Source organism: Mesorhizobium australicum, assembly GCF_900177325.1.
Classification (GTDB): Bacteria; Pseudomonadota; Alphaproteobacteria; order Rhizobiales; family Rhizobiaceae; genus Mesorhizobium_A; species Mesorhizobium_A australicum_A.
Genome location: NZ_FXBL01000004.1, coordinates 369,337 through 393,381 on the forward strand (window position 1 = coordinate 369,337; position 24,045 = coordinate 393,381).

Consider the following 24,045-nt stretch of genomic DNA (forward strand, 5'->3'; position numbering starts at 1 on the left):
GTGCCGTTTAGCGGAAGGCGGGCCGGGAGCATGTCATGACGCCGAAAATCCTCGTCTTCGCCGGATCGATCCGCACGGGCGCCTATAGCGGCAAGACGGCCGACGTGGCGCAGGCAGAGCTTGCCCGGCAGGGCGCCGAGGTCACGCGCATTTCGCTCGCCGACTATCCGCTGCCGATCATGGATCAGGATCTCGAAGCGGAGAAAGGCATCCCCGAGAATGCCTACAAGCTCGGCCGCATGATCGCCGCGCATGACGCGGTGCTGATCTGCACGCCTGAATACAACGGCTCGATGCCGCCGCTGCTCAAGAATGCGATCGACTGGGTGAGCCGGATCCGTCGCGACAACGGCAAGCCGATCTCGATTTATCCGGGCAAGGTCGTCGCTATCTGCTCGTCCTCGGACGGGCATTTCGCCGGCATCCGCAGCGCCAACCATCTGCGCGCGGTGCTGTCGCATATCCAGATGGACGTTATCGCGCCGCAAGTCTCGGTGCCCAATGCGGGCGAGGCCTTCGATGCGGACGGCAATTTCAAGGAAGAGCGTCTGAGCAAGGGCATGACGCGACTCTGCGCGGCGCTGATCACCCATGCCCGCCTGCACTCGTCGAGGATGGAGCCATGAACGCGATCGTTCGCACCTCGGTCCGCGACCGGCTGATCGTCGGGCTGGACGTTCCGACCGTGTCCGACGCGGAAAAGGTCGTCGCCGAACTCGGCGACGCCGTATCGTTCTACAAGATTGGCTACCAGCTCGCCTTCGCCGGCGGGCTCGAATTCGCCCGAGACCTTGCCGCCGAGGGCAAGAAGGTCTTCCTCGACATGAAGCTCCTCGACATTGACAACACGGTGGCGAAGGGCGTCGAGAACATCGCCCGCATGGGCATGTCGATGCTCACCCTGCACGCCTATCCAAAGGCCATGCGCGCGGCAGTGGAGGCAGCCAGGGGGTCCGGGCTGTGCCTGTTGGGCGTGACCGTGCTCACTTCAATGGATGAGCAGGACATGATCGAGGCCGGCTACGAATATGATCCGCACACCCTCGTGCTGCGGCGCGCCGAACAGGCGCTGGCGGCGGGCATGGGCGGCATCGTCTGCTCGGCCGAGGAGGCGGCCGCGGTGCGCCGGATCGTCGGCCCGAAGCTTGCGGTCGTGACCCCCGGCATACGTCCCGCCGGCGCGGATCCCGGCGACCAGAAGCGCGTGATGACGCCGGCCGATGCGCTCAGGGCCGGTGCGAGCCATCTCGTGGTGGCCCGGCCTATCGTCGGCGCGCCGGACCGGCGCTCGGCGGCGGAGGCCATCCTGCGGGAGATGGAAAGCCAGGGAGGGATCTGATCATGGCCAAGGGATACTGGATCGCGCGCGTCGATGTGCACGACCCCGAGGGCTACAAGGACTACGTTGCAACCGCCAAGCCCGCTTTCGAGCGCTTCGGCGCCAAGTTCCTGGCCCGGGGCGGCGCCTATACGGCGCTGGAAGGCCAGGCGCGTGGGCGTAACGTCGTCATCGAGTTCGAATCGGTCGATGTCGCGAAGGCGTGCTACAATTCGCCCGAATACCAGGCGGCCAAGGCCATCCGGCAGAAATACGCTACCGCCGAAATGGTCATCGTTGAGGGCGCTTGAACATCCTGCCGAGTGGTCTCGCGATACGGCGCGCCGCCGCGGAGGACATCGACGCGATGCTGACGATCGGCGAGCGGGCCGACCGGCTCTTTGCCGAGCACGGCTTTCCGCAGATCGCCGCGCTGCCGCCGACACCGCGCAGCGAGTTCCACCGCTTCGTCACGGACAATGACGCGTGGCTTGCGCTCTGGCACGACGTGCCGGCGGGTTTCGCAGTGGCTGGCCAAGCCGCCGGCGAATACTGGCTCAAGGAGATCGCCGTGGATCCCGCGCGTGGACGGCGAGGTGTCGGCGGAGCTCTGCTGTCGACGGTGATCGACCATGCGCGAGCCGGAGGCGCCAGCCGGGTCTTCCTCTCCACCTTTCTCGACGTGCCTTTCAACCGGCCTTTTTACGAACGTCGCGGCTTCACGGTGATCGAGCCCGAATCGGCGTCTGCTGGGTTGCGCGAGCAGTTCATGCGCGAGGTGCCGCCGGGCGTCGATCCGGCCACGAGGACCCTCATGGTTTGGCACTCGTGACTATTCGTTAGGCAGTTAACGGCAAAATCCCGCATAAATCGCGCGCAAACTGACCAAAGGTCGTACTTCCACCAGTTGCCTTGGAACGTTTTGCTGCTAGCTTTGTTGCAAGGCAGCATAGCCGCTCCCGGGCCGATTGCGGCGCAGCAAGGGGTTCCATGTTCTATCACCTCTACGAAATGAACCATGCCGCGGTGCAGCCGATGCGCGCCATGGCCGATGCGACCCGGATCCTTTACTCCCATCCGCTCAACCCGTTTGCCCAGACGCCTTGGGGTCGATCTATCGCCGGGCTGGCGGAACTCTTCGAACGCACGACCCGCCGCTATGGCAAGCCGGAGTTCGGCTTGACCTCGACCATTGTCGACTGGAAGCCGGTGGCGGTGACCGAGGAGGTCGTCTGGTCGAGCCCGTTCTGCCGCCTGCTGCATTTCAAGCGTGACCTGCCGAAGGGCCGCAAGCCCGACCGCAAGCTTCTGATGGTCGCGCCGATGTCGGGCCACTATGCCACGCTGCTGCGCGGCACTGTCGAATCCATGCTTCCTTATGCCGAGGTCTACATCACCGACTGGGTGGATGCGCGCACCATCCCGCTCTCGGCGGGGCGGTTCGATCTCGACGACTATGTCGACCACGTCATCGACATGCTGCACGAACTCGGGCCCGACACGCATGTCATGGCCGTGTGCCAGCCCTCGGTTCCGGTGCTCATGGCCGCCGCCGTGATGGAATCGCGCGGTGATCCGATGGCGCCGTCCACCATGGTCCTGATGGGCGGCCCGATCGACACCCGGATCAATCCGACGGCGGTGAACCGGCTTGCGGAAGAGCGCGGCATCGACTGGTTCCGCGAGAATGTCGTCATGACGGTGCCGTGGCCGAACAACGGCTTCATGCGCCAGGTCTATCCGGGCTTCCTCCAGCTCGGCGGCTTCATGGGCATGAACCTCGACCGCCACATAAGCGCACACAAGGACTTCTTCTTCCATCTGGTGAAAAACGACGGCGACAGCGCCGAGAAGCATCGCGAGTTCTACGACGAGTATCTCGCCGTGATGGACCTGACCGCGGAATTCTACCTGCAGACCGTCGACAGCGTGTTCGTGAAGCACCTGCTTCCGAAGGGTGAGATGAAGCATCGGGGCGAGCTGATCGACTGTTCGAAGATCCGCAACGTCGCGCTGATGACGGTCGAGGGCGAGAACGACGACATTTCCGGCGTCGGCCAGACCCAGGCCGCGCACACGCTCTGCCGCAATATCCCCGACGACATGCGGGTACACTATGTCCAGCCGGCCGTCGGACACTACGGCGTGTTCAACGGCTCGCGCTACCGTTCGGAGATCCTGCCGCGCATCGTCGATTTCCAGGCAAGCTTCGGTCGATCGGCGCGCGAGGCCGGCAAGAAGCGCCTAAAGCGCCCGGATATGGCCTGACAGGTGTTGCAACCTGCTCACAGGCTCACGCCAAAGTGACCCTCGAAGGCGTCCGCCCGCTAACCATGGCGGGAAGTGGGCGGGCCGGTCGATTGACTTTGCCAGATTAACGCCCTTAACGTTTCGTTAGTAACTAACGGGCGTACGGGGTTCTCCATGACTGCCTTCCGGGCTGCCGCGACGACGCGCCTGCGCCTCGCAACGGTCGCCCTGTGCATGCTCGCGGCGCCTTCGCTCGCGTCGGCCGCGGCACCGATGGCGACCGGCGGCCTTACCTCGCAGCCGATCGGCCACTACGAGTTCTGCAAGGCCAACCCGGCGGAGTGTTCCATCCGGCCGCGGGACGAAGGTCCGCTGGCGCTGACGCCGGCCCTGATGCGCCAGCTCAAGTCGGTCAATGCCTTCGTCAACCACTCCATCAAGCCGATGAACGACTTCGACATCTATGGCAAGGACGAGGTCTGGGCATATCCGGACCAGATCGGCGCCGGCGATTGCGAGGATTACGTCCTCGAGAAGCGCCGGATGCTGGCCGCGAAAGGCATCTCCCTGTCGAATCTTCTGATCACGGTGGTTCGCAAGCCAGACGGCGAAGGCCATGCGGTGCTTTCCGTCCGCACCAGCCAGGGCGACTACATCCTCGACAATCTCTCCGAGAGCGTGAAGCTTTGGACCGAGACGCCCTATCGCTTTCTCAAGCGCCAGGCCAGCGAGCATACCGGTCGCTGGGTGACCATCCGCGGTGAATCCGCGCCGCTGGTCGGCTCGGTCAAGTAGCGCCCATCTCCTGACGGCGTATTCGAGCGGCGAATTGCGTAAATCAGCGAATTGATCGATAGATTTGCGCGGCGCGATGTCTGTCAGCGCTGGGCGGATCGGGGGGAGACATGAGCGACACGTTTACCGTGACGACGCGACGGGGCTGGTTCAGCCGCATCGCGAGTTCCTTCGTGGGTGTCCTCATCGGCTTCCTGCTGGTGCTGGCGATGATCGTCCTTCTGTTCTGGAACGAGGGCCGGGCGGTTCAGACGGCGCGCTCTCTCGCGGAGGGCGCAGGCGCCGTCATCGACGTTTCCGCGGACACGATCGATCCCGCCAATGAAGGCCGCCTCGTCCATGCCTCCGGTACGGTGGCGACGAGCGAGACGCTTGCCGATCCCGATTTCGGCATCACGGCGACCGGCGTCAGCCTCATCCGTCGCGCCGAGATGTTCCAATGGAAGGAGCAGAGCCGCTCCGAGACGAAGAAGACGCTCGGCGGCGGCGAGGAGACCGTAACCACCTACAGCTACACGAAGGACTGGGTCGACAGCCCGCAGGATTCTTCGAACTTCAAGCAGCCGGACGGTCACCGCAATCCGGAAATGCGCTGGCTGGACAGGACGTTCTCCCTCTCGGAAGCGCAGATGGGCGCCTGGCGGCTCGACGTCCAGACGCTGAGCCGCATGGGCGGGGAGGAGGACCGTCCCGTCACCGCCGCGGACGCGCAGAAGGTGAAGGATACTTTCGGCTGGGGTGACGCCAAGATCGTCCAGTCGCGCATCTATCTCGGCGAGGATCCGAACGCGCCGCAGGTTGGCGACCAGCGCATCTCCTACGAACTCGTTCCTCTCGGGCCGATCAGCGTGGTCGCCAAACAACGGGGCAACGGCTTCGCGCACTACCAGACCTACGCAGGCGATGCGCTCTTCATGGTCGACCGCGGCGTCGTGGCCGCCGGACAGATGTTTGACGAGGCGGTGGCCGAGAATACGTTCATCACCTGGCTGCTGCGCGCGATCGGGCTCCTGCTGCTCGCCGTCGGCTTCGCCCTGGTCATGGGCCCCATCGGCGTCATCTTCGACGTCATCCCCTTCCTCGGCTCTCTGGCGCGGCTCGGCACCGGGCTCGTCGCCTTCGTGCTGGCCATCGCGGTCGGCACCGTGGTGATCGCCGTCGCCTGGTTCTGGTATCGCCCGCTTCTCTCGCTCGGCATCATCGTCATCGGCGCGTTGATCTCATGGCTGCTGGTGCGATACGGCAAGTCGCGCGCGCCCCAGCCTGCGACACCGTCGCCGGCCTGAACCGCAAAGACCAGAAGGCATCCGCATGAGCATTTCCGGCCTGCTTCAGCTCGGGCTCTCCACCATGGTCTTCCTCGCCGCCGCCACCGTGGCCAAGCAGTGGGCGCTGGCGCCGGGTCTGGGCAAGCTTGCAATCACCCTGGTGCTCTATTCGCTCGGCAACCTGATCATGCTGAGGCTGGTACGCGAATTCGGCATGGCATCGTCCTTCAGCCTGTCGGCGGTGATCCAGCTCGTCGCGGTGAACCTGATCGCGCTGGTCTATTTCGGCGAGAAGCTGGCGCCCATCCAGAGCATTGGCGTCGTGCTTGCGATCGTCGCCGTCGCGCTGATCACGCTCGGTCCACAGCTCACCAATCGATAGGCTAGTTCCACATATCACAGATGATGCTTGAAACATCACTTGGTATGCGCTAGATATCATCACGATGGAACCTGATCGACCATGATCACGTCTGCCCAGATGCGCGCCGCGCGTGCGCTCGCCGGTATCGACCAGAAGGCTCTAGCCGAGAAGGCGGGGCTCTCGGTGCCGACCATCCAGCGGATGGAAGCCAGCGAAGGCACGGTGCGCGGTGTCGTGGACAGCCTGACAAAGGTCATCCAGGCCTTCGCCGACCTCGGCGTCGAGATCATAGGCGAAGGGCAGGCGAGTGCGGTCGGCGGCCGTGGTGTGCGGCTCAAGGCGCCCGGCTCGGAAGGCTAGGTTCCCTCCCGGCGGCGATGTCGCCCCGGAACGAAGCGTCGCGACGGCGACCGCCGACCTCCGGCACGGCTTTGACCGCGCCGCCGCCGACGATCCCGTTGCCAGGAGCGAACGGCGGGCGGGACGAAGACATGGCATTCCTGAGCGGTCAGCGGGCGAGCCGCGAGGATCAGCGGCCGAAGGCGACCTTCGCCGAACTGTTCACGCCGAAGCTGGTGACGGTGCTGCGCGAGGGCTACGGCCTGCCGCAACTGCGCGCCGACGCCATCGCCGGCCTCACCGTCGCGATCGTCGCCTTGCCGCTGTCGATGGCGATCGCAATCGCTTCCGGCGTCAATCCGGCCCAGGGCCTCTTCACCGCGATCGTGGGTGGCTTCCTGATCTCGGCCTTCGGCGGCAGCCGGTTCCAGATCGGCGGCCCTGCCGGCGCCTTCATCGTGCTCGTCGCCGCGACCGTTCATGAGCACGGCGTCGACGGCCTGCTGCTCGCCACCTTCATGGCGGGGATCATGCTGGTCGTCATCGGCTACCTGCGCATCGGCGCCTATATCAAATACATTCCCTATCCCGTGACGGTCGGGTTCACCGCGGGCATCGCAGTGATCATCTTCGCCAGCCAGTTGCGCGACATGTTCGGCATCAGCCTTCCCGGCGGCGAACCGGGTGAGATCATTCCCAAGGTCACAGCGCTGTGGGGCGCCAGGGTGTCGGTCACTCCGGCCGCGATCGGTGTCGCCCTGCTCACCGTCATCGTGATCCTTGGCCTCAAGAGGGTGCGCCCGTCCTGGCCCGGAATGCTGATCGCGATCGCGGCCGCTTCCGCGGTGACCGCGTTCTTCGCGTTGCCGGTCGAGACCATCGCGACGCGCTACGGCGGCATTCCGCGCACGCTGCCCTTCCCGCAGCTTCCGGTCTTCAGCACCGATCTCGCGCTGGCGGTGCTGCCCGATGCCGTCTCCTTCGCCCTTCTCGGCGCCATCGAGTCGCTGTTGTCCGCCGTTGTCGCCGACGGCATGACGGGACGCCGGCACCGTTCCAACTGTGAGCTCGTGGCCCAGGGCTTCGCCAATATCGGCAGCGCGATCTTCGGCGGCATGACCGCGACCGGCACCATCGCCCGCACCGCGACGAACGTCCGCGCCGGCGCACACGGCCCGGTCTCGGGAATGCTGCATGCGCTGTTCCTTCTGCTCTTCATGCTCGTGGCCGCGCCGCTCGCCGGCTACATCCCGCTTGCCGCGCTCGCCGGCCTGCTTGCCGTCGTCGCCTGGAACATGGTGGAGAAAGATGCATTCCGCGCGCTGCTGCGCTCCTCCGGCGGCGACGCGCTGGTGCTCTTGGTAACCTTCGCGCTGGTCGTCTTCCGCGACCTCACCGAAGGCATCGTCGTCGGCTTCCTGCTGGGATCGGTCCTGTTCATCGACCGTATGGCCAAGGCGGTCGCGATCGAAGCCCAGGTGCCGGCGGTTGTCGAGGATGTCGCCGACAGTACGGACCGCGCGCTGTACCAGCCTTCCGAGGCAGCGGATCCGGACGTCGTGATCTACCGCATCTCCGGCGCCTTCTTCTTCGGCGCGGCCTCGACCGTGGGGGCTGTGCTCGACCGTATCGCCGACCAGCGCAAAGCCTTCATCCTCGACTGCTCGGCGGTGCCCTTCATCGATTCGACCGCGGCCAACGCGCTCGAAATGGCTGCGGCGAAATCGGCGCGGGCCGGCGTGCGCTTCGTGATCGCCGGCGCGAGCCCACAGGTGCGCCGCATGCTCTACGCGCACCATGTCCGGCCGCCGCAGGTCCGCTTCCGTTCCAGCGTGGAGAAGGCTGTCGAGCAGGTTCACCGGGAGGTGGCTGCGCGGAAGGCCGAGGCCGCCTGACCTCTTGCCTCGTTTCCCCGCACGCCGCTTGAATGCGATCGTCCACTCGTGCGACATCGGTGGCAGCCCGCACGGACACTGTTTGTTTCCGGCGCGGTAGCCACCAAGGAGCGTCATGGACGCCGCCGACTTCGACTGCACCTCCTGCGGCGCATGCTGTGCGACCTCTTCGGAATGGCCGCGCTTCACGCTGGAGGACGACGCGCAGATCGCGCTGATCCCGCCGGAACTGATCTCCGCGGACGAGGGCGGCATGCGTTGCGTGGGCGCGCGCTGCAGCGCTCTTTCCGGAGAGATAGGCAAGACCACCGCATGCACCATCTACGCGGTGCGGCCGGATGTCTGCCACGCCTGTATGCCGGGCGACCCCGAATGTCTGTTTGCGCGGCGCGCCTGGGGCCTGCCGCCGCTTGTCTTGCCCGGCTCCGCCTGAGCGGAACTCTCTTTGCGGCATGGCTTGACATTTAATCAATCGTTTGATTAAATTCTCTGATGTCGCAGCGTCTTGAAAAACCGGAGCCCACCCAGCTGTCGAGCGCGGAGCAGACACGCCTTGCACTCATCCGGGCGGCCCTCACGCTGTTCGGGCGACATGGCTATGATGCGACGACGACGCGCGAGATCGCGGCCGCGGCGCGCGCCAACATCGGCTCGATTGCCTATCATTTTGGCGGCAAGGACGGCTTGCACGCCGCGTGCGCTCAACACATCGTCGAAACGATCCGCAGCGTCGCCGGCGACGCGCTGGAGGTCCCCGAAGTGGCGCCCGACATTTCCCCCGAACAGGCCGGCATGATCCTCGAGGGCGCCCTTTCGCGCATGGTGGCCTTCATCGTGGCGCGCCCGGAAGGTGGCGAGATCGTCCAGTTCATCCTGCGCGAGCTCAATCGCCCGACATCGGCGCTCAACACGATCTACTTCGGTGTCTTCGAACCCGTGCATAAGCGCCTGTGCGCCATCTGGTCCGCCGCGACCGGCGAGGCGCCTGACAGCCAGCGCACGCTGCTCACCGTCTTCACGCTCCTCGGACAGGTCGTCTATTTCCGCATCGGACGCGAGGCCGTCTCCCGGCGCATGAGTTGGAAGGCGATCGGCCCGGCGGAAGCGGACGCGATCGCGGACGTCACGCGCGCCAACCTGCGCGCGATCCTTGCGGCTCGGAGGGCCGAACAGGCATGAGCTTCCTCTGCACAGTCCCGATCCTCGCCTCGCTCCTGCCCGGCTGCGCCGCCGAAGCGCCGCTCGCGGTCGGCTATGTCGAAGGCGAATACGTGCTCCTGGCGCCCAACGATGTGGCGGATGTGCTCACGGTGGCCGTGCGGCGCGGCGAACGCGTCGCCACGGGGCAGGTCGTGGCCGAGCTGGAGAGCGACGACGCCCGCATCTCGGTCGCCCAGGCGACGGCGGCGCTCGATCAGGCCCGAGCCCAGCTTGCGGACTTGAAGCTCGGCAAGCGGCCCGAGGAGATCGCCGTCATAGAGGCGACGTTGGCGTCTGCCGAGGCCCAGGCGCGCGCAGCCTCGCGCGATCTCGCGCGCACTGCCGATCTCGTCAAGCGCGGCGCTGCCACGCCCGCTGCTCTCGACACCGCCCAGACCGCGCTCGAACTCGCCGATGCCTCCGTCGAGCAGGCCAGGGCCAATGTCGCCGTCGCCCGCCTGCCGGCCCGCGAAGAAACCATCCGCGCGGCAGAGAACCAGGTGCGGCAGGCGGAGGCTGCGCTGGAAACAGCGAAATGGCGGCTCTCGAAGCGCCGCATCGTCGCGCAGGCGCCCGGTCGCATCGGCGACGTGATCCGCAATCCCGGCGATGTGGCCGGTCCATCCGCCCCGGTCCTGTCCCTGCTGCCCGACGGGGCGGTCAAGCTCAAGCTCTATGTCGGCGAGGGCCAGTTCTCCGCGCTCGCGGTCGGGCGCAAGCTTGCCGTGCATTGCGACGGATGTCCGGACGACCTAACCGCGACCGTCAGCTACATCTCGCCGGAGCCGGAGTTCACGCCGCCGGTGATCTACTCGCTCGAGCGCCGCCAGAAGCTGGTCTATCTGATCGAGGCACGGCCAGATGCGGGCGCGGAGGCGCTCCAGCCGGGGCAACTGGTCGACGTCGTGTTGCAGGCGCCATGAACGCGATCGAGGTCAGCGGGCTCGTCAAGCGCTTCGGCGACCGGACCGTGGTCGACCACGTATCGATGAGCGTGGCGCAGGGCGAGATCGTCGGCTTCCTCGGCCCCAACGGCTCGGGCAAGACCACGACCATCCGCATGATGTGCGGCCTGCTGACGCCCGACGAGGGCGAGGGTCAGGTGCTCGGCTACGACATCCGCCGCCAGAGCCTGCTGATCAAGCGCGAGGTCGGCTACATGACTCAGAAGTTCTCCTTCTATGAGGACCTGACGATCGCGGAGAACCTCGAATTCGTGGCGCGGCTCTACCGGCTCAAGCCGGTGTCGAAGTTCGTCGACGAGACGCTCGACGATCTTGGCCTCGCAACGCGCCGCGGCCAGCTCGCCGGCACGCTGTCCGGCGGCTGGAAGCAGAGGCTGGCGCTCGCCGCCTGCATCATGCACCGGCCGAAACTGCTGCTCCTCGACGAGCCGACGGCTGGCGTCGATCCGAAGGCGCGGCGGGAGTTCTGGGACGAGATCCACCGGCTGGCCGCGCGCGGCCTCACCGTCCTGGTCTCGACCCACTACATGGACGAAGCGGAGCGCTGCCACCGCATCAGCTACATCTCCTACGGCAAGCTGCTCGCCACCGGCACGGTGGACGAGGTGGTGCGCAAGGCAGGGCTCCTCACCTATGTCGTGCGAGGCCCTGGGCTCGGAGAGATCACCGCCAGGCTGCGCGACGCGCCGGGCGTGGAACAGGTCGCAGCCTTTGGCACCACGCTGCACGTGGTGGGCCTCGACCGGGAAAAGCTCGAAGCCGCGCTCGATACGGTGAAGGCCGACGGTGTCGCGATCGAAGCCGGGGAGACCAGCCTGGAGGACGTGTTCATCCAGTTCATGGCGCGGTCGAAGGACAATATGGCGTAATGATGAGCTTCTTCTCCCTCGGCCGGCTGGGTGCGATGCTCATCAAGGAGTTCATCCAGATGCGGCGCGACCGCATCACCTTCGGCATGATGCTCGGCGTGCCGCTGATCCAGCTCGTCCTGTTCGGCTACGCGATCAACACCGATCCGAAGCAGCTTCCGGCCGCCCTCGTCGCGCTCGGCAGCGACCGCTACACCCGGGCGATCGTGTCCTCGCTGGAGATGACCGGCTACTACCGTTTCGACTACATCGTCGGCTCGGCCGCCGAGGCGGAGGAACTGATGGCCTCCGGCGAAGTCGCCTTCGTGGTGACGATCCCTTCGGACCTTGCGCGCCGGGTCGACCGCAAGGAGCACCCGTCGATCCTGATCGAGGCCGACGCGACCGACCCCGCCGTCGCTTCGGGCGCGATCTCCACCGTCTCGACGGTCGCCTCGCGGGCTCTGCTGCGCGAGCAGGGGCAGGAGCAGGCGGCGGCCGAAGCCGCGCAAGGCCAGCTCGATGTCGTCGTCCACCGCCGCTACAACCCCGAGAGCATCTCGCAGTACAATATCGTGCCTGGGCTGCTCGGCGTCATCCTGCAGATGACCATGGTGATGATGACCTCGATCGCGCTGACGCGCGAGACCGAGCGCGGCACCATGGAAAACCTGCTCGCCATGCCCACCAGCCCGGCGGAGGTGATGCTGGGCAAGGTGCTGCCCTACCTCGTCGTCGGCGCGGTACAGGTCGCCGTCGTGCTGGTCGCGGCCAAGCTGCTTTTCGCCATCCCCTTCGTCGGCAGCGTCTGGCTCCTTCTGCTCGCAGTGCTGTCCTTCGTCTTTGCCCTGGTACTGCTCGGCTACACGATTTCGACCATGGCCAACACGCAGATGCAGGCACTGCAGCTGACCTTCTTCTTCTTCCTGCCGTCGCTGATGCTGTCCGGCTTCATGTTCCCTTTCCGGGGCATGCCGCAATGGGCGCAGACGCTCGGCGAGTTCTTCCCGCTCACCCATTTCCTGCGGGTTGTCCGCGCGATCATGCTCAAGGGCGCCGAGTTCCCGGCCGTGGCCTTCGAGATCGGCATATTGGGCGTGTTCATCGTCGCCTATGCGGGCTTTGCGCTCATGCGCTTCCGGCGCACACTCGACTGAGCGGCCATTCCGCCGCAGCCAACCGCGTTGCAACTCGCTGAACGGTCCATTAGATTAGAATAATTCTAAACTAGACGGTTGCCCTCATGCTTTCCCGTGTCTTCGGCTTCGGCCGCCGGTCGTTCGATTCCCTCAGCGAGCAGGAGATTCTCGCGCTGGCGATCTCGTCCGAAGAGGACGATGCCCGCATCTACCGCGCTTATGCCGACGGCCTGGCGGACGCCTATCCGAACTCGGCGAAAGTGTTCGAGGAGATGGCGGCCGAGGAGGACGGCCACCGCGCATCCCTGATCGAACTGCACCGGGCGCGCTTCGGCGAGCGGATCCCGCTTATTCGCCGGGAACACGTCCGCGGCTATTACGAACGCAAGCCGGACTGGCTGGTGCGGCCGCTCGGCCTCGAGAAAGTGCGCTCCATGGCCGAGGAGATGGAGGCGCAGGCCGAGCGCTTCTACATCGAGGCCGCCAAGCGCACCTCCGACGCCTCGACACGCAAACTGCTCGGCTCGCTCGCGGCGGCCGAGAAGTCGCACGAGACACTCGCCCATCGCCTCGGAGAGGAATACCTGACGGGCGACGCCCGCAAGGAGGAGGATTTCGCCGAGCGGCGCCACTTCATCCTGACCTATGTGCAGCCCGGCCTCGCCGGCCTGATGGACGGTTCGGTCTCCACGCTCGCGCCAATCTTCGCCGCTGCCTTTGCCACCGGCGACACCTGGCAGACCTTCCTCGTCGGCCTGTCGGCTTCCGTCGGCGCCGGCATCTCGATGGGCTTCACCGAGGCCGCGCATGACGACGGCAAGCTCTCCGGCCGCGGCTCACCGATCAAGCGAGGTCTGGCGTCCGGCATCATGACCGCCCTCGGCGGCCTCGGACACGCGCTGCCCTATCTCATCCCCGACTTCTGGACGGCTACGACGGTGGCCGCTGCGGTCGTGTTCGTCGAGCTCTGGGCGATTGCTTTCATCCAGAACCGCTATATGGACACGCCGTTCCTGCGCGCAGCCCTCCAGGTGGTGCTGGGTGGCGGCCTCGTCTTCGCCGCCGGCGTCCTCATCGGCAGCGCATAGAAAAGGGGCCGGCGGCGGCCGGCCCCTGAGATTTGAGACGTGACGCCGGAGCCTATTCAGCCGCCAGCAGGTTGATCTTGCGCTCGGCAAGGCCGGTGAGCTTCTTGTCGGTGGCGATCTCTTCCTTGAGGGTCTTTTCCAGCACGGAGGCGCAGTCGCTGCGGCCGAGCTTGTTCGCCCATTCGACCAGCGTGCCGTAGCGCGTGATCTCGTAGTGCTCCACGGCCTGCGCGGCGGCGATCAGCGCTGCGTCGAGCACCTGCTCGTCGGCCACGTCGCCGGCGATTTCATCGGCTTCCTCGAGGATGCCGTCGATGGCCGGGCAGTTGACCGCGTTGGCCTTCGCCCCGTGCATCTCGAACACCTGCTCAAGCCGCTCGATATGGACCTTCGATTCCTCGAGGTGCTTTTCGAACCCCTGCTTCAGCTCGGTGTTCGTCGCCTTCTTCGCCATCTTCGGCAGGTTCTTCACGATCTGCTTTTCGGCGTAGTAGATGTCTTGCAGCGTGTGGACGAAGAGGTCGTCCATCGTCTTGATGTCTTTCGAAAACAGACCCATTTTCCTGGCCCTTCCTGTTCGTGTTGTTGTGGAGGCAAGGACTGAACGTCCTTTCGAACCGGAGTCTCTCCGGCCTGGCGGAAGAACGTCCGGCAGCCCACCCGGTTCCGGTCAGGATTGTTGCCTTTTCGCAACGCGGTCCATCGGTGTGATGGGATTCGCAGACCTGGCCTCGAAAGGCCGTAATTTTTCCTCTCCGGCGACACGAACGGACGGTTTCTGTCTATTCGTTAAAGGCCGGATTCACCGGGTGTTCACGATCGTTTGCTAAAGTTTGCGGCGTCGGAAGGGACATTCCGAGGACAGGGTTAGGTAAGATGTCTTTCTGGTCAGCCATTGGCCACTACGTGGTGGCCATACGCGAATTCGTTGCGCCCAGCTATCGCCCGGAGCGGCACTATATGCGCGGCCCCGGTCCAGCCTGCGCGCGCCGCATGGGCGGCACCTCGCTCCAGGCACGCGTCACGTTTCACTGAGCATCGGCGGGCAGCGCCTCGCCGTCGGCGCAGGCTCTGATCTCGGCCGGGGGTCCGGCAGTCTCCCCCACACGCACGCATTTGCCGTCGGCGCAGATCTCCCAGCCTCCAGCCGTCGCCCCTGACTGCGCGAGAAGCAGCGCTTCGCGGGGCGCGAGCGTCGGCGTATAGCGCCAGGCGCCGTCCCGCAGAACGGCGCCGTCCGGTATCTCCATCCCCGCGCCGGAGCCCTTCACGCGCGCCTCGACGATCCTGAGGCCGGCGTCAGAGAGCACCCAGTCCTCTTCCCATCGAACCTTCTCGACCGAATGCGTCCAGGCGAGCGTGAAGGCGGAAAGGGCGACCATCACAGTCTTACCGCCCGCGACGAGGCAGACCGGCATCAGGCGGCGCTGGCGGCAGCAGCGCGGCTGCGCCACCAATGCTGCGCAAAGAACACGATCGCCAGGACAAAACCGATCTCGTCGGTCACAGGCAGGGCTGCGACCAGCGTGAAGGCGGCCGCGGCGGCGAGCGCGCGTTCCCACAAGGCCAGCCGCATCCGCAGGAAGCCGATCACGGCGACACCCCAGAGCGCAATGGCGAGCGCCGTCTTGATCACGACATAGCCGACCGCTGGCCAGTAGCCGATTGCGCCCGCCAGCGCGCCTCCCTCCTGCAGCATCAGCGCCGGCGTGTAGACCGCCATGAACGGGATGACGAAGCCGGCCGCCGCGACCTTGATCGCCTCCAGCGAGATCCGGAAGCCGCTTTCCTTGGCGATCGGCGAGGCCGCGAAACAGGCGAGCGCTACGGGAGGCGTCAGGTCGGCAAGGATGCCGAAATAGAAGACGAACATATGGCTGACGATCAGCGGCACGCCGAGGTCGAGCAGCGCCGGTCCGGCGATCGACGAGGTGATGATGTAGTTGGGGATCGTCGGAATGCCCATGCCGAGGAAGATGCAGGTGACCATCGTCAGCAGCAGCGACAGGAACAGCGAATTCTGGCCAACCGAGACGATGAACTGGCCGAACGTATTCGCGACGCCCGTCAGCGTCATCGTGCCGACGATGACGCCGACCACCGCGCAGGCGACGCCGACCGGCAGCGCATTTCGTGCGCCGTCGGCGAGGCTGTCGCGGCAGGCGGCGAGCGTATCGCGCCCTCCCGCCACGACGAGATTGACGAGGATCAGGATCGCCACCGCGCCGACGATCGCGCCGATGCCGAACCGGAAGAAGCTCGCCGCTACGAGGCCGAGCCCGATCCAGAACACGGTCCGCACAGCGGCATTTGGCAATCCGAGCGCGACCGTTGCGCCGAGGATCAGCAGGACCGTCAGCGCCAGGCCCACCGTGCCCGCAAACAGCGGCGTATATCCGGAGAACAGCAGCCAGACGAGCACCGCCAGCGGCAGGATCAGATACCAGCCGTTTTTGAGAGCGGCAGTGGCAGAGGGGAGTTCGGAACGCTTCAGCCCCAGCAGCCCATGCTTGCCGGCTTCGAGATGGACCATCCAGAAGGCCGAGGCGAAGTAAAGGAGAGCCGGGATGATCGCCGCTTTGACGACCTCGTAATACTCGACACCCAGCGTTTCGGCCATGATGAAGGCCACCGCGCCCATCACCGGCGGCATGATCTGGCCGCCCATCGATGCGGTTGCCTCCACACCCCCCGCGAAGGCGGCCCGGTAGCCGAACTTCTTCATCAGGGGGATTGTAAATTGCCCTGTGGTGACCACGTTGGCCACGCCCGAGCCCGAGATCGTGCCCATCAGCGCGGACGAGATCACCGACACCTTCGCCGCGCCGCCGCGCGCGTGGCCGACGAGCCCAAGCGACACGTCCGTGAACAGCTTGATCATGCCCGCCTTTTCAAGGAACGAGCCGAACAGGATGAACAGGAAGATGTAGGTCGCCGACACATAGATCGGGATGCCGTAGATGCCCTCCGTCCCATAGGCCATGTGATCGATAACCTGGGAGAGGTCGTAGCCGCGATGGTCGAATGGCCGGGGCAGGTATTCGCCGAACAGGCAGTAGGCGAGGAACAGGCCGGAGATGATCGGCAGCGCCGGACCCATGACCAGCCAGGCTGCCGCGAACACCGTGGCAAGCGCAACGCATCCGACGACGATGTCGCGTGTCAGGAGGTCGCCTGAGCGCAGGATCAGGCCGTTATATTCCCACCACTGGTAAAGCGCCACGAATACGCCCACGGCGGCGAGGCCCCAAGCCGCCGCGCGCCAGGCGGGCGTTGCATTGCGCGCGGCTGCCGCGAGCGGAAAGGCGAGCAGCAGCAGGAAGCCGACATGCGCGGCGCGCAGGACCTGGCTCGACAGGCTGATCAGATGCGCCGCCGTCGCGATCTGGTACACGGAGAAAACGACTGCGATCCAGAACAGGATCCGGCCCTCCCGCGTCGCCGGAAAGCCGGCGCCGAGAGGATCGTGCATGTCGACCGCCGGCGGGGCGGCGCCTTGGGAAGCTGCAGTGGTCATCGGATGGGCCCCGCGCGTGACGTGGACATGCAGATTGCGGGACCGGCAGCCGTTGATGCTGCCGGTCCGCGCCGGGGCTTACATCAGGCCCTTTTCCTTATAGTAGCGCTCGGCGCCCGGATGCAGTGGCACGGGCATTCCATCCAACGCCTTCTTGATGTCGATCGCCTTGGCTGCGTTGTGCGCGGCGACCATGTCGGGAAGGTTCTCGAACAGCTGCTTGGTCATCTGGTAAGCTGTCTCGTCCGACACGCCGTCATGGGTGATCAGGAAGTTGCCGACCGCGGCCGTTTCCACATCCGCATCCTGTCCCTGATAGGTGCCGGCGGGAATGGTGACGGCGAGATACGGGCTGCCGATCTTCTCGACATCCGCCTTGGGTACGGCCACGACGTTGATCGCCACCGAAGACGCGAGGTCTTTGATCGAGCCGACGCCAAGGCCGGCCGACTGAAGCGTCGCGTCGAGCTGACGGTTCTTGATCAGCTCGACGGATTCGCCGAACGGCAGATATTCGGTCTTGCCAAGATCATCGTAGCTCATGCCCGCCGCCGTGAGGATGGCGCGCGCATTGAGTTCGGTGCCGGACTTCGGCGCGCCAACGGACAGGCTCTTGCCCTTCAGGTCCGCGAGCGTCTTGATTCCCGATTCCTGGCTCGCAACGATCTGGATGTAGTTCGGATAGATCGCCGCGATGCCGCGCAGCTTGTCCAGCTTGCCCGGATAGCCGGCCTCGGTATTGCCCTCCCAGGCGAACTTGACGGAATCGCCGAGCGCGAAGGCGATCTCGCCCTTGCCCTGCTGCAGCAGGTTGAGATTTTCCACGGACGCCTTCGTGGCTTGTACCTGGGTGCGTGCGCCCTCGATCTTGGCGCCATAGATGTTGGCCAGCGCTGCTCCCAGCGGGTAGTAGACGCCGGACGTACCGCCCGCCAGCACATTGATGAACTCGTCCGCCCGCGCGGCCGTGCCGGCGGCCGCCAGCGAGAATGCAAGTGCACCGGCGGCAGCAAGCCGCGCTACGGTGTGTTTCATCGATAAACCTCCCTTTCGATGTGCGCCACGCTGTCCGGGCACGATGCCCTGCATGTTAGCCATCGACGCGCGCTTGCCAACCCTCGCCGTATAATCCCTTCGTCAGGTCTTCTGGCCGGACCAGTTCCCTTCCTCGCCGCTTCGGGGTAGAACGCTTGCGAATGCGTTTGGGAGGAAGCCATGACCGCATCGCCAGCTCGGCCGCAGACTGCCGGCGCTCCGTTCGACCAGGACAAGCTCGACCGGCTCATGGACGAAGCCGGCATCGACGTCCTGCTCGCCACGTCGAAGCACAATGTCCAGTATCTGCTCGGCGGCTATCGCTACATCTTCTTTCACGCGATGGATGCGATCGGCCACAGCCGCTACCTGCCTGTCGCGATCTATGTCAGGGGCAGGCCGGACTACGCCGCCTATGTCGGCAATCGAATGGAAGGCCACGAGCAGCAGGTGAATCCATTCTGGACACCCTCCGTGTTCACCACATGCTGGGGCTCGGTGGATGCCGCCAAACAGGCCGCCGCTCATTTGAAGAAAATTGGTCTGGCCAGATCGAGAATAGGGATGGAGCCGGGCTTTGTTCCACACGACGCCTGGGCCACGCTCCAGTCCGAACTCGGCGAAGCGAGGCTCGTCGACGCCACTGGCATGCTCGAGCGGATGCGCATGATCAAGACGCCGGAGGAACTGGCCAGGCTGCGGCTCGCGTCGGAACTCATCACGGATTCGATGCTCGCCGTCTTCGCCAGCCAGCACGAAGGATCGTCCAAGGGCGACATCGTCGAGCGGCTGCGCCGCGAGGAAACCAACCGCGGCCTCACCTTCGAATATGCGCTCATCACGCTGGGTCCCAGCCACAACAGGGCAGTGTCGCCGCAGACATGGCGCAAGGGCGAGGTGATGTCGCTCGATTCAGGCGGCAACTATCACGGCTACATCGGTGACCTCTGCCGTATGGCCGTTCTTGGCGAGCCCGACCAGGAACTCAGGGACCTGCTCGCGGAGGTCGACGCCGTCCAGCAGGCTGCATTCTCGCGCATCCGGCCGGGTGCCGCGGGTGGCGACATGATCGCCCATGCGGAGAAGGTGCTGAAGGCCTCCGCCGTTGCGCCCTACACGGATTTCTTCGCCCACGGCATGGGGCTCGTCAGCCACGAGGCGCCGTTCCTGATGACCAATCATCCCGTCGCCTATGAGGGCGTGGATGCCGACAAGCCGCTGGAGGCCGGCATGGTGATCTCGGTCGAGACGACGATGCTCCATCCCTCGCGCGGCTTCATCAAGCTGGAGGACACGATCGCGGTGACGGCTGACGGCTACGAGCTGATGGGCGCGCGCGGCCGCGGCTGGAACATCGGCGGCACGGAGTAGCCCGCCTCAGAGCGTGACATCCGCCGCCCTGCTGCGGGCGGCGGTGCGCCGCGCGTTCGGGATATCGTTCGACAGCGCCTTCTCGCGTGCCGCGTCCGTGGAGAAGCCATGGTCGAGCCAGCGCTGCACCAGCCGGCGTTCGAGTTCATCCACCGGCACGTCGAGCCATACAGTCATGTCGAACGCGCCGGCGAGGCCGTTCCAGGGCGTCTCGTCGAGCAGCAGGTAATTGCCCTCGACAAGCAGGATCCGCGTCTCGGCCTGCACGACCGCCGCGCCGGCCCGCGATATCTCGATCGAGCGGTCGAAGACCGGGATCGCAACCTCCGTCTCTCGCGCACGCCGCATCAGCAGGTGGCGGAAGCCCGCGACGTCGAACGTCTCCGGCGCGCCCTTGCGCGGCAGCAGCCCGCGCGCGGAAAGCACCCTGTCGTCGAAGTGGAAGCCGTCCATCGGAACGACCGCGACGCTCTCGCCCGAGGCCTCGATCTGCTGGCGAAGCCGTTCGGCAAGCGTCGACTTGCCGGAGCCCGGCGCTCCCGCAATGCCGACGATCAGCCGTTCGCGCTCGTTGACGCGTTCCGCGATCGCGGCAAGGAGGCCGTCCTCATCCATGCGTCAGGCAAGCCAGGTATCGTAGTCGGAGACGAGCAGGCGCAGCGGCGGTTCGTCCTCCTCGATCTCGGAGAAGCGCGCGATCGGTTCGGAGAAGACGTTGTCCGTCAGGTCGTCGTTGACGGTCGACACCTCGCCGATCAGCACATCCGCCTCTTCGCCCCAGAAGGCGTGCCAGACCCCGGGCAGCAGCGTCACGCTTTCGCCCGGCGACAAGCGCAGGATGCCACCGGCCGGCAGCGTCCGCATTACGCCGTCGGTGGGCACCGACACGTCCTCGCCCCGGTCGATCAGTCCGTCCGGCCCGGAGGCATAGAGCTTCAGCGCCAGCACGCCGCCGCCGCGGTTGATGATGTCTTCCGCCTTGACGTTGTGGCGATGCATCGGCGCCACCTGGTCCTTGCGCGAGATCATGATCTTTTCGGCGTAGAGCATCCCGCGTCCCTTGCGCAGGTCCTCAGCGTCGCCGTTGCGCGCGGTGAAGAGGAAGAGCCCGCGCCGCGCGAAGTCGCCGCGGCCGTAATCGGTGATGTCCCAACCAAGCCTGCGCTCGACAATGCCCGCGATCTCGCCGCGCCGGGCGCGCATCTCGTCCGGTGTCCAGTAGGCGAAAGGCGGCAGGATCTGCCCATGCTCTCGCATGAACGCGTCGCCATTGCGAAGGATGTGGTTGACCTCGGAGCGCTTCATCGATCGTTCTCCCGGCACGCCGGCGGCAGGCTGCCCGCGGCCGTTATCCTAACCTGCAACAGCCTAGCCGGGTCGACCCCAATGGAAAAGCCGGCCGCGTCGCCGCGACCGGCTTTTGCCTGCTCTTTGTCCGCCTACATGCCGGTCGAGTATTTATCGACCAGCGCGCGAGCTTCCGACACCAGCGCCTTGCCGTCCTTGCCCTTGGCGGTCATTTCCGCCTCCCAGGCCTCGACCAGCGGCGCAGCGGCGTCTTTCCAGCGCTGCGTCTCGGCTTCGTCGAGCGTGACGATGTTGTTGCCGAGCTTCTCGGCGATCGCCAGGCCGACCTTGTCCCCGTCGTCCATCACCTTGCCGAAGAAGGCGGCCGTTTCGATGCCGGAATTGTCGTCGATGACCTTCTTCAAATCATCCGGCAGCTTGTCGTACGAAGCCTTGTTCATCGCCACCACGAAGGTCTGCGTGTAGAGGCCGTTCTTGCCGGAGAACCCGGTATGGTTCTTCACCAGCTCGGCCACCTTGAGCGACGGGGTCACTTCCCACGGGATCGTGGTCGCGTCGATCACGCCCTTGGACAGCGCCTCGGTCACGGCCGGCACCGGCATGCCGACCGGCGTGGCGCCAAGTTTCTCCAGCATCTGGTTGATCATGCGCGAGCCGCCGCGCACTTTCAGCCCCTTCATGTCCTCCAGCTTGTTCACCGGATTCTTGGAATGGATCAGGCCTGGGCCGTGCGCATGCCACGCGATGACCTTCCAGTCCTTGAATTCGTCCATGCAGTGCTTTTCGCAGTATTCCTGCACCGCCCGCGAGGTCGCCTCGCCGGTCGTCATCATGAACGGAAGCTCGAACGCTTCCGTCGACGGGAAACGGCCGGGCGTATAGCCGATGACGGTCCAGACGATGTCGACGACGCCGTCCTTGGCCTGGTCGATCAGTTCCGGCGGCTTGCCGCCCAGCGCCATCGCGTCGAACTGGTCGATCTTGATGCGCCCGCCCGACTCCTTCATCACCTTCTCGGCCCAGGGCCGCAGCGCCTTGGCGGGAATCGTCGCCTGTGGCGGCAGCATCTGGTGCAGTTTGAGCGTCGCGTCCTGCGCCCAAGCGGCGCCTGTAATCGTGCCGAGTGCGACCGTTGCGCCCAGCAGCATGCGTGTCAGTCTGGTCATGGCATTCTCCTCCCTGGATAGCGTGATCAGATGGTTGATTGTTATACAAAAGAACGAATTTGGAAATGGCCTCTTTGGATGAAAGGACCGACCCATCGCTTTGCGGTATACAGAAAGCGCGGCATTTGGAATTTCACCCTCCCGGAAGCCATTCTTAGCCGGTCTTACGGCTGATCGCGAGAGGGAGCGGGGAGGGAATTTAGGCGCTCCCGATCGCGCGTCACTTGTCCTGTATACAATGAATTGCCAGGCCGGCCGATGTATGGCAGCTTCCGGCCCGGCTCGGATTGCAGCCATCGAATCCGCGGAGGACACATGCCCACCCCACCCTATCGCGCCGACCATGTCGGCAGTCTTTTGCGTCCCGAGCGGGTCAAGGCCGCGCGCAAGGCCCATTACGAGGACCACACGCTCGACTGGGAAGAGCTGAAGGGAATCGAGGACGAGGCGATCCGCGAGGCCGTGCGCCAGCAGGAGGAGGCCGGTCTGCTGGCCGTGACCGACGGCGAGTTCCGCCGCTCCTTCTGGCACTACGACTTCATGGGCGAACTCAGCGGCTTCGACCTGGAAGAGCGCGACGAAGGCATCCAGTTCCACGGCGTGAAGCTCCGGCCGATCTTCCCGACGATCAAGGAGAAGCTCGACTTTCCCGACGATCATCCGATGCTCGACCACTACCGCTACGTCGCCTCGGTGACGAAGGTTACCCCGAAGATCTCGATTCCGGGGCCGTCGTGCTGTCACTTCCGCGTCGCGAAGGCCGACATCCATCCGAAGGAATATCGCGACGACCCGGAAGCGCTGTTCGCCGATCTGGCGAAAACCTACGCGAAGGCGGTGAAGGCGTTCTACGATGCCGGTTGCCGCTACCTGCAGATGGACGACATTTTCTTCGCCTATCTCTGCGACCCCAAGCATCGGGCTGCGAAGAAGGCTGACGGCCAGGATCCGGACTGGCTGATCGAGCGCTATGCCTGGATGATGCACGAGGCGATCAAGGACCGCCCCGACGACATGCTGATCGCCATGCACATGTGCCGCGGCAACTTCGCCTCCACCTATGCGGCCGAGGGCGCCTACGATCCCGCGGCTGATGCGATCTTCAACCAGACCGGCGTCGACGTCTATTTCATGGAATACGACACCGAGCGCGCCGGCGGGCTCGAGCCGCTGCGCCTGCTGCCGCGCGGCAACAAGCGCGTCCTGCCGGGCTTCATCACCACCAAGACCGGCGATCTCGAAAAGCTCGACGATCTCAAGCGCAAGTTCGACGCCGCCTCGAAATTCGCCGACATCGCCCAACTCGGCATCGCCCCCCAATGCGGATTCGCCTCGACCGAGGAGGGCAACAAGGTGACGGCCGACGACCAGCGCCGCAAGCTCGACCTGGTCGTGAAGACCGCAGAGGCGATCTGGGGCGGCGTCGACAGATAGGCGCGCTGACAGGCCTGCCCCGGTCGCCGGCGTGCCGCAGGACCGCAACCCGCACCTGCCGCGCCGGCGACCGATAGGACGCTGTCGCTGAAGATCCGTCTGCATATCTATGCACCGTACACCGCCATCAGAGCACTGTTTCTCCTGGCGGTCTTGCTTCCGGGAAAGCCCCGCAGCTGAGATGTCTTTTCGGCGTTGAAGGCCCGCTATTGATCGGCTATGAGAGACCGCGAAGCCCTCGCGCTTCTCCCTTGGCTTGCACCCGTAGCTCAGCTGGATAGAGCGTTGCCCTCCGAAGGCATGCGTCAAGTCCGCTGGGTCGCGATTGATGAGAAAAAGTACATAGAAGTTCAAGGACTTACGCAAAGGGTATCCAGCCCTTCACAATCGCGGAAATCCCGCGTAAGCACTGCGTAAGCAGATGCACCCGTAGCTCAGCTGGATAGAGCGTCGCCCTCCGAAGGCGAAGGTCCCGCGTTCGAATCGCGGCGGGTGCGCCACTTCTCCGAACCTACAAACTACGAATCTGGGGGGTCAGAGGTTCGAATCCTTTCGCGGTTTGTTTCCGCCGGGATGATTGCCTGCGGCATCAGGCTAACACGATACAAGCCTTGGTACGTAACGTCGCCTTTCACCAGACATGGCTTCGCCGCAATACTCGGAAGGCGAAGGGCCCGCGTTCGAATCGGCGGGTCGCCACCATCCTCGATGACTTTCCATCGATTGCATCATCGTAGTTGAGAAC

General features: G+C 65.2%; 26 protein-coding genes and 1 tRNA gene. 20 read left to right on the forward strand and 7 right to left on the reverse strand.

Annotated features, from left to right (window positions below):
- The first annotated feature begins 35 nt into the window (after positions 1–35).
- The 16 genes from B9Z03_RS04155 to mbfA all read left to right on the forward strand — a co-directional run bounded on the left by B9Z03_RS04155 (position 36) and on the right by mbfA (position 13,469).
- Positions 36–626, forward strand: a complete 591-nt coding sequence (locus B9Z03_RS04155; RefSeq protein ID WP_085463026.1) for an NADPH-dependent FMN reductase — start codon at positions 36–38, stop codon at positions 624–626.
- Positions 623–1,339 (forward strand): orotidine-5'-phosphate decarboxylase, encoded by a 717-nt coding sequence (gene pyrF, locus B9Z03_RS04160; protein ID WP_085463027.1) that lies wholly within the window; start codon positions 623–625, stop codon positions 1,337–1,339. Before B9Z03_RS04155 ends, pyrF begins: the two co-directional genes overlap by 4 nt.
- A 2-nt stretch (positions 1,340–1,341) precedes the next feature.
- The gene (locus tag B9Z03_RS04165; protein WP_085463028.1) at positions 1,342–1,629 is read left to right on the forward strand and encodes a DUF1330 domain-containing protein; all 288 of its coding nucleotides are present in this window, start codon (positions 1,342–1,344) and stop codon (positions 1,627–1,629) included.
- Positions 1,626–2,150 carry a GNAT family N-acetyltransferase gene (locus B9Z03_RS04170; protein ID WP_085463029.1) on the forward strand — a complete coding sequence of 175 codons (525 nt, stop codon included), beginning with the start codon at positions 1,626–1,628 and terminating at the stop codon, positions 2,148–2,150. Before B9Z03_RS04165 ends, B9Z03_RS04170 begins: the two co-directional genes overlap by 4 nt.
- A 158-nt stretch (positions 2,151–2,308) precedes the next feature.
- Positions 2,309–3,586 (forward strand): polyhydroxyalkanoate depolymerase, encoded by a 1,278-nt coding sequence (locus tag B9Z03_RS04175; RefSeq protein WP_085463030.1) that lies wholly within the window; start codon positions 2,309–2,311, stop codon positions 3,584–3,586.
- Between the two features lie 156 nt (positions 3,587–3,742).
- The gene (locus B9Z03_RS04180) at positions 3,743–4,363 is read left to right on the forward strand and encodes a transglutaminase-like cysteine peptidase (protein ID WP_085463031.1); all 621 of its coding nucleotides are present in this window, start codon (positions 3,743–3,745) and stop codon (positions 4,361–4,363) included.
- Between the two features lie 110 nt (positions 4,364–4,473).
- Entirely contained in the window at positions 4,474–5,649 is a 1,176-nt protein-coding gene (locus B9Z03_RS04185) for a TMEM43 family protein (protein ID WP_085463032.1), read from the forward strand.
- Positions 5,650–5,674: 25 nt separating this feature from the next.
- A complete protein-coding gene (locus B9Z03_RS04190) occupies positions 5,675–6,013 on the forward strand; it encodes a hypothetical protein (protein WP_085463033.1) in 339 nt (112 codons plus the stop codon).
- An 81-nt stretch (positions 6,014–6,094) separates the two neighbouring features.
- Positions 6,095–6,355, forward strand: coding sequence for a helix-turn-helix domain-containing protein (locus B9Z03_RS04195; protein ID WP_085463034.1), 261 nt, complete (start codon positions 6,095–6,097; stop codon positions 6,353–6,355).
- A gap of 131 nt (positions 6,356–6,486) precedes the next feature.
- Positions 6,487–8,229, forward strand: coding sequence for a SulP family inorganic anion transporter (locus B9Z03_RS04200; RefSeq protein ID WP_085463035.1), 1,743 nt, complete (start codon positions 6,487–6,489; stop codon positions 8,227–8,229).
- Positions 8,230–8,344: 115 nt separating this feature from the next.
- Positions 8,345–8,662, forward strand: a complete 318-nt coding sequence (locus B9Z03_RS04205) for a YkgJ family cysteine cluster protein (RefSeq protein ID WP_085463036.1) — start codon at positions 8,345–8,347, stop codon at positions 8,660–8,662.
- 59 nt (positions 8,663–8,721) lie between these two features.
- The gene (locus tag B9Z03_RS04210) at positions 8,722–9,408 is read left to right on the forward strand and encodes a CerR family C-terminal domain-containing protein (RefSeq protein WP_085463037.1); all 687 of its coding nucleotides are present in this window, start codon (positions 8,722–8,724) and stop codon (positions 9,406–9,408) included.
- Entirely contained in the window at positions 9,405–10,352 is a 948-nt protein-coding gene (locus B9Z03_RS04215) for an HlyD family secretion protein (RefSeq protein ID WP_085463038.1), read from the forward strand. Before B9Z03_RS04210 ends, B9Z03_RS04215 begins: the two co-directional genes overlap by 4 nt.
- Positions 10,349–11,263 (forward strand): ABC transporter ATP-binding protein, encoded by a 915-nt coding sequence (locus B9Z03_RS04220; protein WP_085463039.1) that lies wholly within the window; start codon positions 10,349–10,351, stop codon positions 11,261–11,263. The genes B9Z03_RS04215 and B9Z03_RS04220 overlap by 4 nt, the downstream gene beginning before the upstream one ends.
- Entirely contained in the window at positions 11,263–12,399 is a 1,137-nt protein-coding gene (locus B9Z03_RS04225; protein ID WP_085463040.1) for an ABC transporter permease, read from the forward strand. Before B9Z03_RS04220 ends, B9Z03_RS04225 begins: the two co-directional genes overlap by 1 nt.
- An 86-nt stretch (positions 12,400–12,485) precedes the next feature.
- The gene (gene mbfA / locus B9Z03_RS04230; protein ID WP_085463041.1) at positions 12,486–13,469 is read left to right on the forward strand and encodes an iron exporter MbfA; all 984 of its coding nucleotides are present in this window, start codon (positions 12,486–12,488) and stop codon (positions 13,467–13,469) included.
- Between the two features lie 52 nt (positions 13,470–13,521).
- Here mbfA and B9Z03_RS04235 read toward each other — a convergent pair whose 3' ends face one another.
- A complete protein-coding gene (locus B9Z03_RS04235; protein WP_085463042.1) occupies positions 13,522–14,028 on the reverse strand; it encodes a YciE/YciF ferroxidase family protein in 507 nt (168 codons plus the stop codon).
- Positions 14,029–14,345: 317 nt separating this feature from the next.
- Here B9Z03_RS04235 and B9Z03_RS29730 point away from each other — a divergent pair, with 317 nt between their 5' ends.
- Positions 14,346–14,504 carry a hypothetical protein gene (locus B9Z03_RS29730; protein ID WP_176247419.1) on the forward strand — a complete coding sequence of 53 codons (159 nt, stop codon included), beginning with the start codon at positions 14,346–14,348 and terminating at the stop codon, positions 14,502–14,504.
- On the opposite strand, the gene B9Z03_RS04240 is transcribed toward B9Z03_RS29730, so the two are convergent.
- From B9Z03_RS04240 to B9Z03_RS04250, 3 genes are all read right to left on the reverse strand, one after another.
- Positions 14,498–14,923: a DUF1850 domain-containing protein gene (locus B9Z03_RS04240; protein WP_348528996.1), complete on the reverse strand. Its 426-nt coding sequence runs from the start codon at positions 14,921–14,923 to the stop codon at positions 14,498–14,500. The two genes, B9Z03_RS29730 and B9Z03_RS04240, sit on opposite strands and share 7 nt — an antisense overlap.
- A complete protein-coding gene (locus B9Z03_RS04245; RefSeq protein WP_085463043.1) occupies positions 14,887–16,986 on the reverse strand; it encodes a TRAP transporter permease in 2,100 nt (699 codons plus the stop codon). Before B9Z03_RS04245 ends, B9Z03_RS04240 begins: the two co-directional genes overlap by 37 nt.
- A 78-nt stretch (positions 16,987–17,064) precedes the next feature.
- Positions 17,065–18,021, reverse strand: a complete 957-nt coding sequence (locus B9Z03_RS04250) for a TAXI family TRAP transporter solute-binding subunit (protein ID WP_085463044.1) — start codon at positions 18,019–18,021, stop codon at positions 17,065–17,067.
- 180 nt (positions 18,022–18,201) lie between these two features.
- Here B9Z03_RS04250 and B9Z03_RS04255 point away from each other — a divergent pair, with 180 nt between their 5' ends.
- Positions 18,202–19,392: a M24 family metallopeptidase gene (locus B9Z03_RS04255; RefSeq protein ID WP_085463045.1), complete on the forward strand. Its 1,191-nt coding sequence runs from the start codon at positions 18,202–18,204 to the stop codon at positions 19,390–19,392.
- A gap of 6 nt (positions 19,393–19,398) precedes the next feature.
- Here B9Z03_RS04255 and B9Z03_RS04260 read toward each other — a convergent pair whose 3' ends face one another.
- The 3 genes from B9Z03_RS04260 to B9Z03_RS04270 form a co-directional block, all read right to left on the reverse strand.
- On the reverse strand, positions 19,399–20,007 hold the full coding sequence (locus B9Z03_RS04260; protein WP_085463046.1) for a nucleoside/nucleotide kinase family protein: 609 nt from the start codon (positions 20,005–20,007) through the stop codon (positions 19,399–19,401).
- 3 nt (positions 20,008–20,010) lie between these two features.
- Entirely contained in the window at positions 20,011–20,697 is a 687-nt protein-coding gene (locus B9Z03_RS04265; protein ID WP_085463047.1) for a D-lyxose/D-mannose family sugar isomerase, read from the reverse strand.
- A 134-nt stretch (positions 20,698–20,831) separates the two neighbouring features.
- Entirely contained in the window at positions 20,832–21,866 is a 1,035-nt protein-coding gene (locus B9Z03_RS04270; RefSeq protein ID WP_085463048.1) for a TRAP transporter substrate-binding protein, read from the reverse strand.
- A gap of 315 nt (positions 21,867–22,181) precedes the next feature.
- On the opposite strand from B9Z03_RS04270, the gene B9Z03_RS04275 reads away from it, so the two are divergent.
- Together B9Z03_RS04275 and B9Z03_RS04280 are read left to right on the forward strand one after the other, a co-directional pair.
- Positions 22,182–23,300 (forward strand): 5-methyltetrahydropteroyltriglutamate--homocysteine S-methyltransferase, encoded by a 1,119-nt coding sequence (locus tag B9Z03_RS04275; RefSeq protein WP_085463049.1) that lies wholly within the window; start codon positions 22,182–22,184, stop codon positions 23,298–23,300.
- A gap of 423 nt (positions 23,301–23,723) precedes the next feature.
- Positions 23,724–23,800, forward strand: a tRNA-Arg gene (locus B9Z03_RS04280).
- Positions 23,801–24,045 lie beyond the last annotated feature (245 nt).

Coding starts and splice junctions, on each gene's coding strand:
- B9Z03_RS04155 (WP_085463026.1), top strand. CDS start 36: ATGACGCCGAAAATCCTCGTCTTCGCCGGATCGATCCGCACGGGCGCC.
- pyrF (WP_085463027.1), top strand. CDS start 623: ATGAACGCGATCGTTCGCACCTCGGTCCGCGACCGGCTGATCGTCGGG.
- B9Z03_RS04165 (WP_085463028.1), top strand. CDS start 1,342: ATGGCCAAGGGATACTGGATCGCGCGCGTCGATGTGCACGACCCCGAG.
- B9Z03_RS04175 (WP_085463030.1), top strand. CDS start 2,309: ATGTTCTATCACCTCTACGAAATGAACCATGCCGCGGTGCAGCCGATG.
- B9Z03_RS04180 (WP_085463031.1), top strand. CDS start 3,743: ATGACTGCCTTCCGGGCTGCCGCGACGACGCGCCTGCGCCTCGCAACG.
- B9Z03_RS04185 (WP_085463032.1), top strand. CDS start 4,474: ATGAGCGACACGTTTACCGTGACGACGCGACGGGGCTGGTTCAGCCGC.
- B9Z03_RS04190 (WP_085463033.1), top strand. CDS start 5,675: ATGAGCATTTCCGGCCTGCTTCAGCTCGGGCTCTCCACCATGGTCTTC.
- B9Z03_RS04195 (WP_085463034.1), top strand. CDS start 6,095: ATGATCACGTCTGCCCAGATGCGCGCCGCGCGTGCGCTCGCCGGTATC.
- B9Z03_RS04200 (WP_085463035.1), top strand. CDS start 6,487: ATGGCATTCCTGAGCGGTCAGCGGGCGAGCCGCGAGGATCAGCGGCCG.
- B9Z03_RS04205 (WP_085463036.1), top strand. CDS start 8,345: ATGGACGCCGCCGACTTCGACTGCACCTCCTGCGGCGCATGCTGTGCG.
- B9Z03_RS04210 (WP_085463037.1), top strand. CDS start 8,722: ATGTCGCAGCGTCTTGAAAAACCGGAGCCCACCCAGCTGTCGAGCGCG.
- B9Z03_RS04215 (WP_085463038.1), top strand. CDS start 9,405: ATGAGCTTCCTCTGCACAGTCCCGATCCTCGCCTCGCTCCTGCCCGGC.
- B9Z03_RS04220 (WP_085463039.1), top strand. CDS start 10,349: ATGAACGCGATCGAGGTCAGCGGGCTCGTCAAGCGCTTCGGCGACCGG.
- B9Z03_RS04225 (WP_085463040.1), top strand. CDS start 11,263: ATGATGAGCTTCTTCTCCCTCGGCCGGCTGGGTGCGATGCTCATCAAG.
- mbfA (WP_085463041.1), top strand. CDS start 12,486: ATGCTTTCCCGTGTCTTCGGCTTCGGCCGCCGGTCGTTCGATTCCCTC.
- B9Z03_RS04235 (WP_085463042.1), bottom strand. CDS start 14,028: ATGGGTCTGTTTTCGAAAGACATCAAGACGATGGACGACCTCTTCGTC.
- B9Z03_RS29730 (WP_176247419.1), top strand. CDS start 14,346: ATGTCTTTCTGGTCAGCCATTGGCCACTACGTGGTGGCCATACGCGAA.
- B9Z03_RS04245 (WP_085463043.1), bottom strand. CDS start 16,986: ATGACCACTGCAGCTTCCCAAGGCGCCGCCCCGCCGGCGGTCGACATG.
- B9Z03_RS04250 (WP_085463044.1), bottom strand. CDS start 18,021: ATGAAACACACCGTAGCGCGGCTTGCTGCCGCCGGTGCACTTGCATTC.
- B9Z03_RS04255 (WP_085463045.1), top strand. CDS start 18,202: ATGACCGCATCGCCAGCTCGGCCGCAGACTGCCGGCGCTCCGTTCGAC.
- B9Z03_RS04260 (WP_085463046.1), bottom strand. CDS start 20,007: ATGGATGAGGACGGCCTCCTTGCCGCGATCGCGGAACGCGTCAACGAG.
- B9Z03_RS04265 (WP_085463047.1), bottom strand. CDS start 20,697: ATGAAGCGCTCCGAGGTCAACCACATCCTTCGCAATGGCGACGCGTTC.
- B9Z03_RS04270 (WP_085463048.1), bottom strand. CDS start 21,866: ATGACCAGACTGACACGCATGCTGCTGGGCGCAACGGTCGCACTCGGC.
- B9Z03_RS04275 (WP_085463049.1), top strand. CDS start 22,182: ATGCCCACCCCACCCTATCGCGCCGACCATGTCGGCAGTCTTTTGCGT.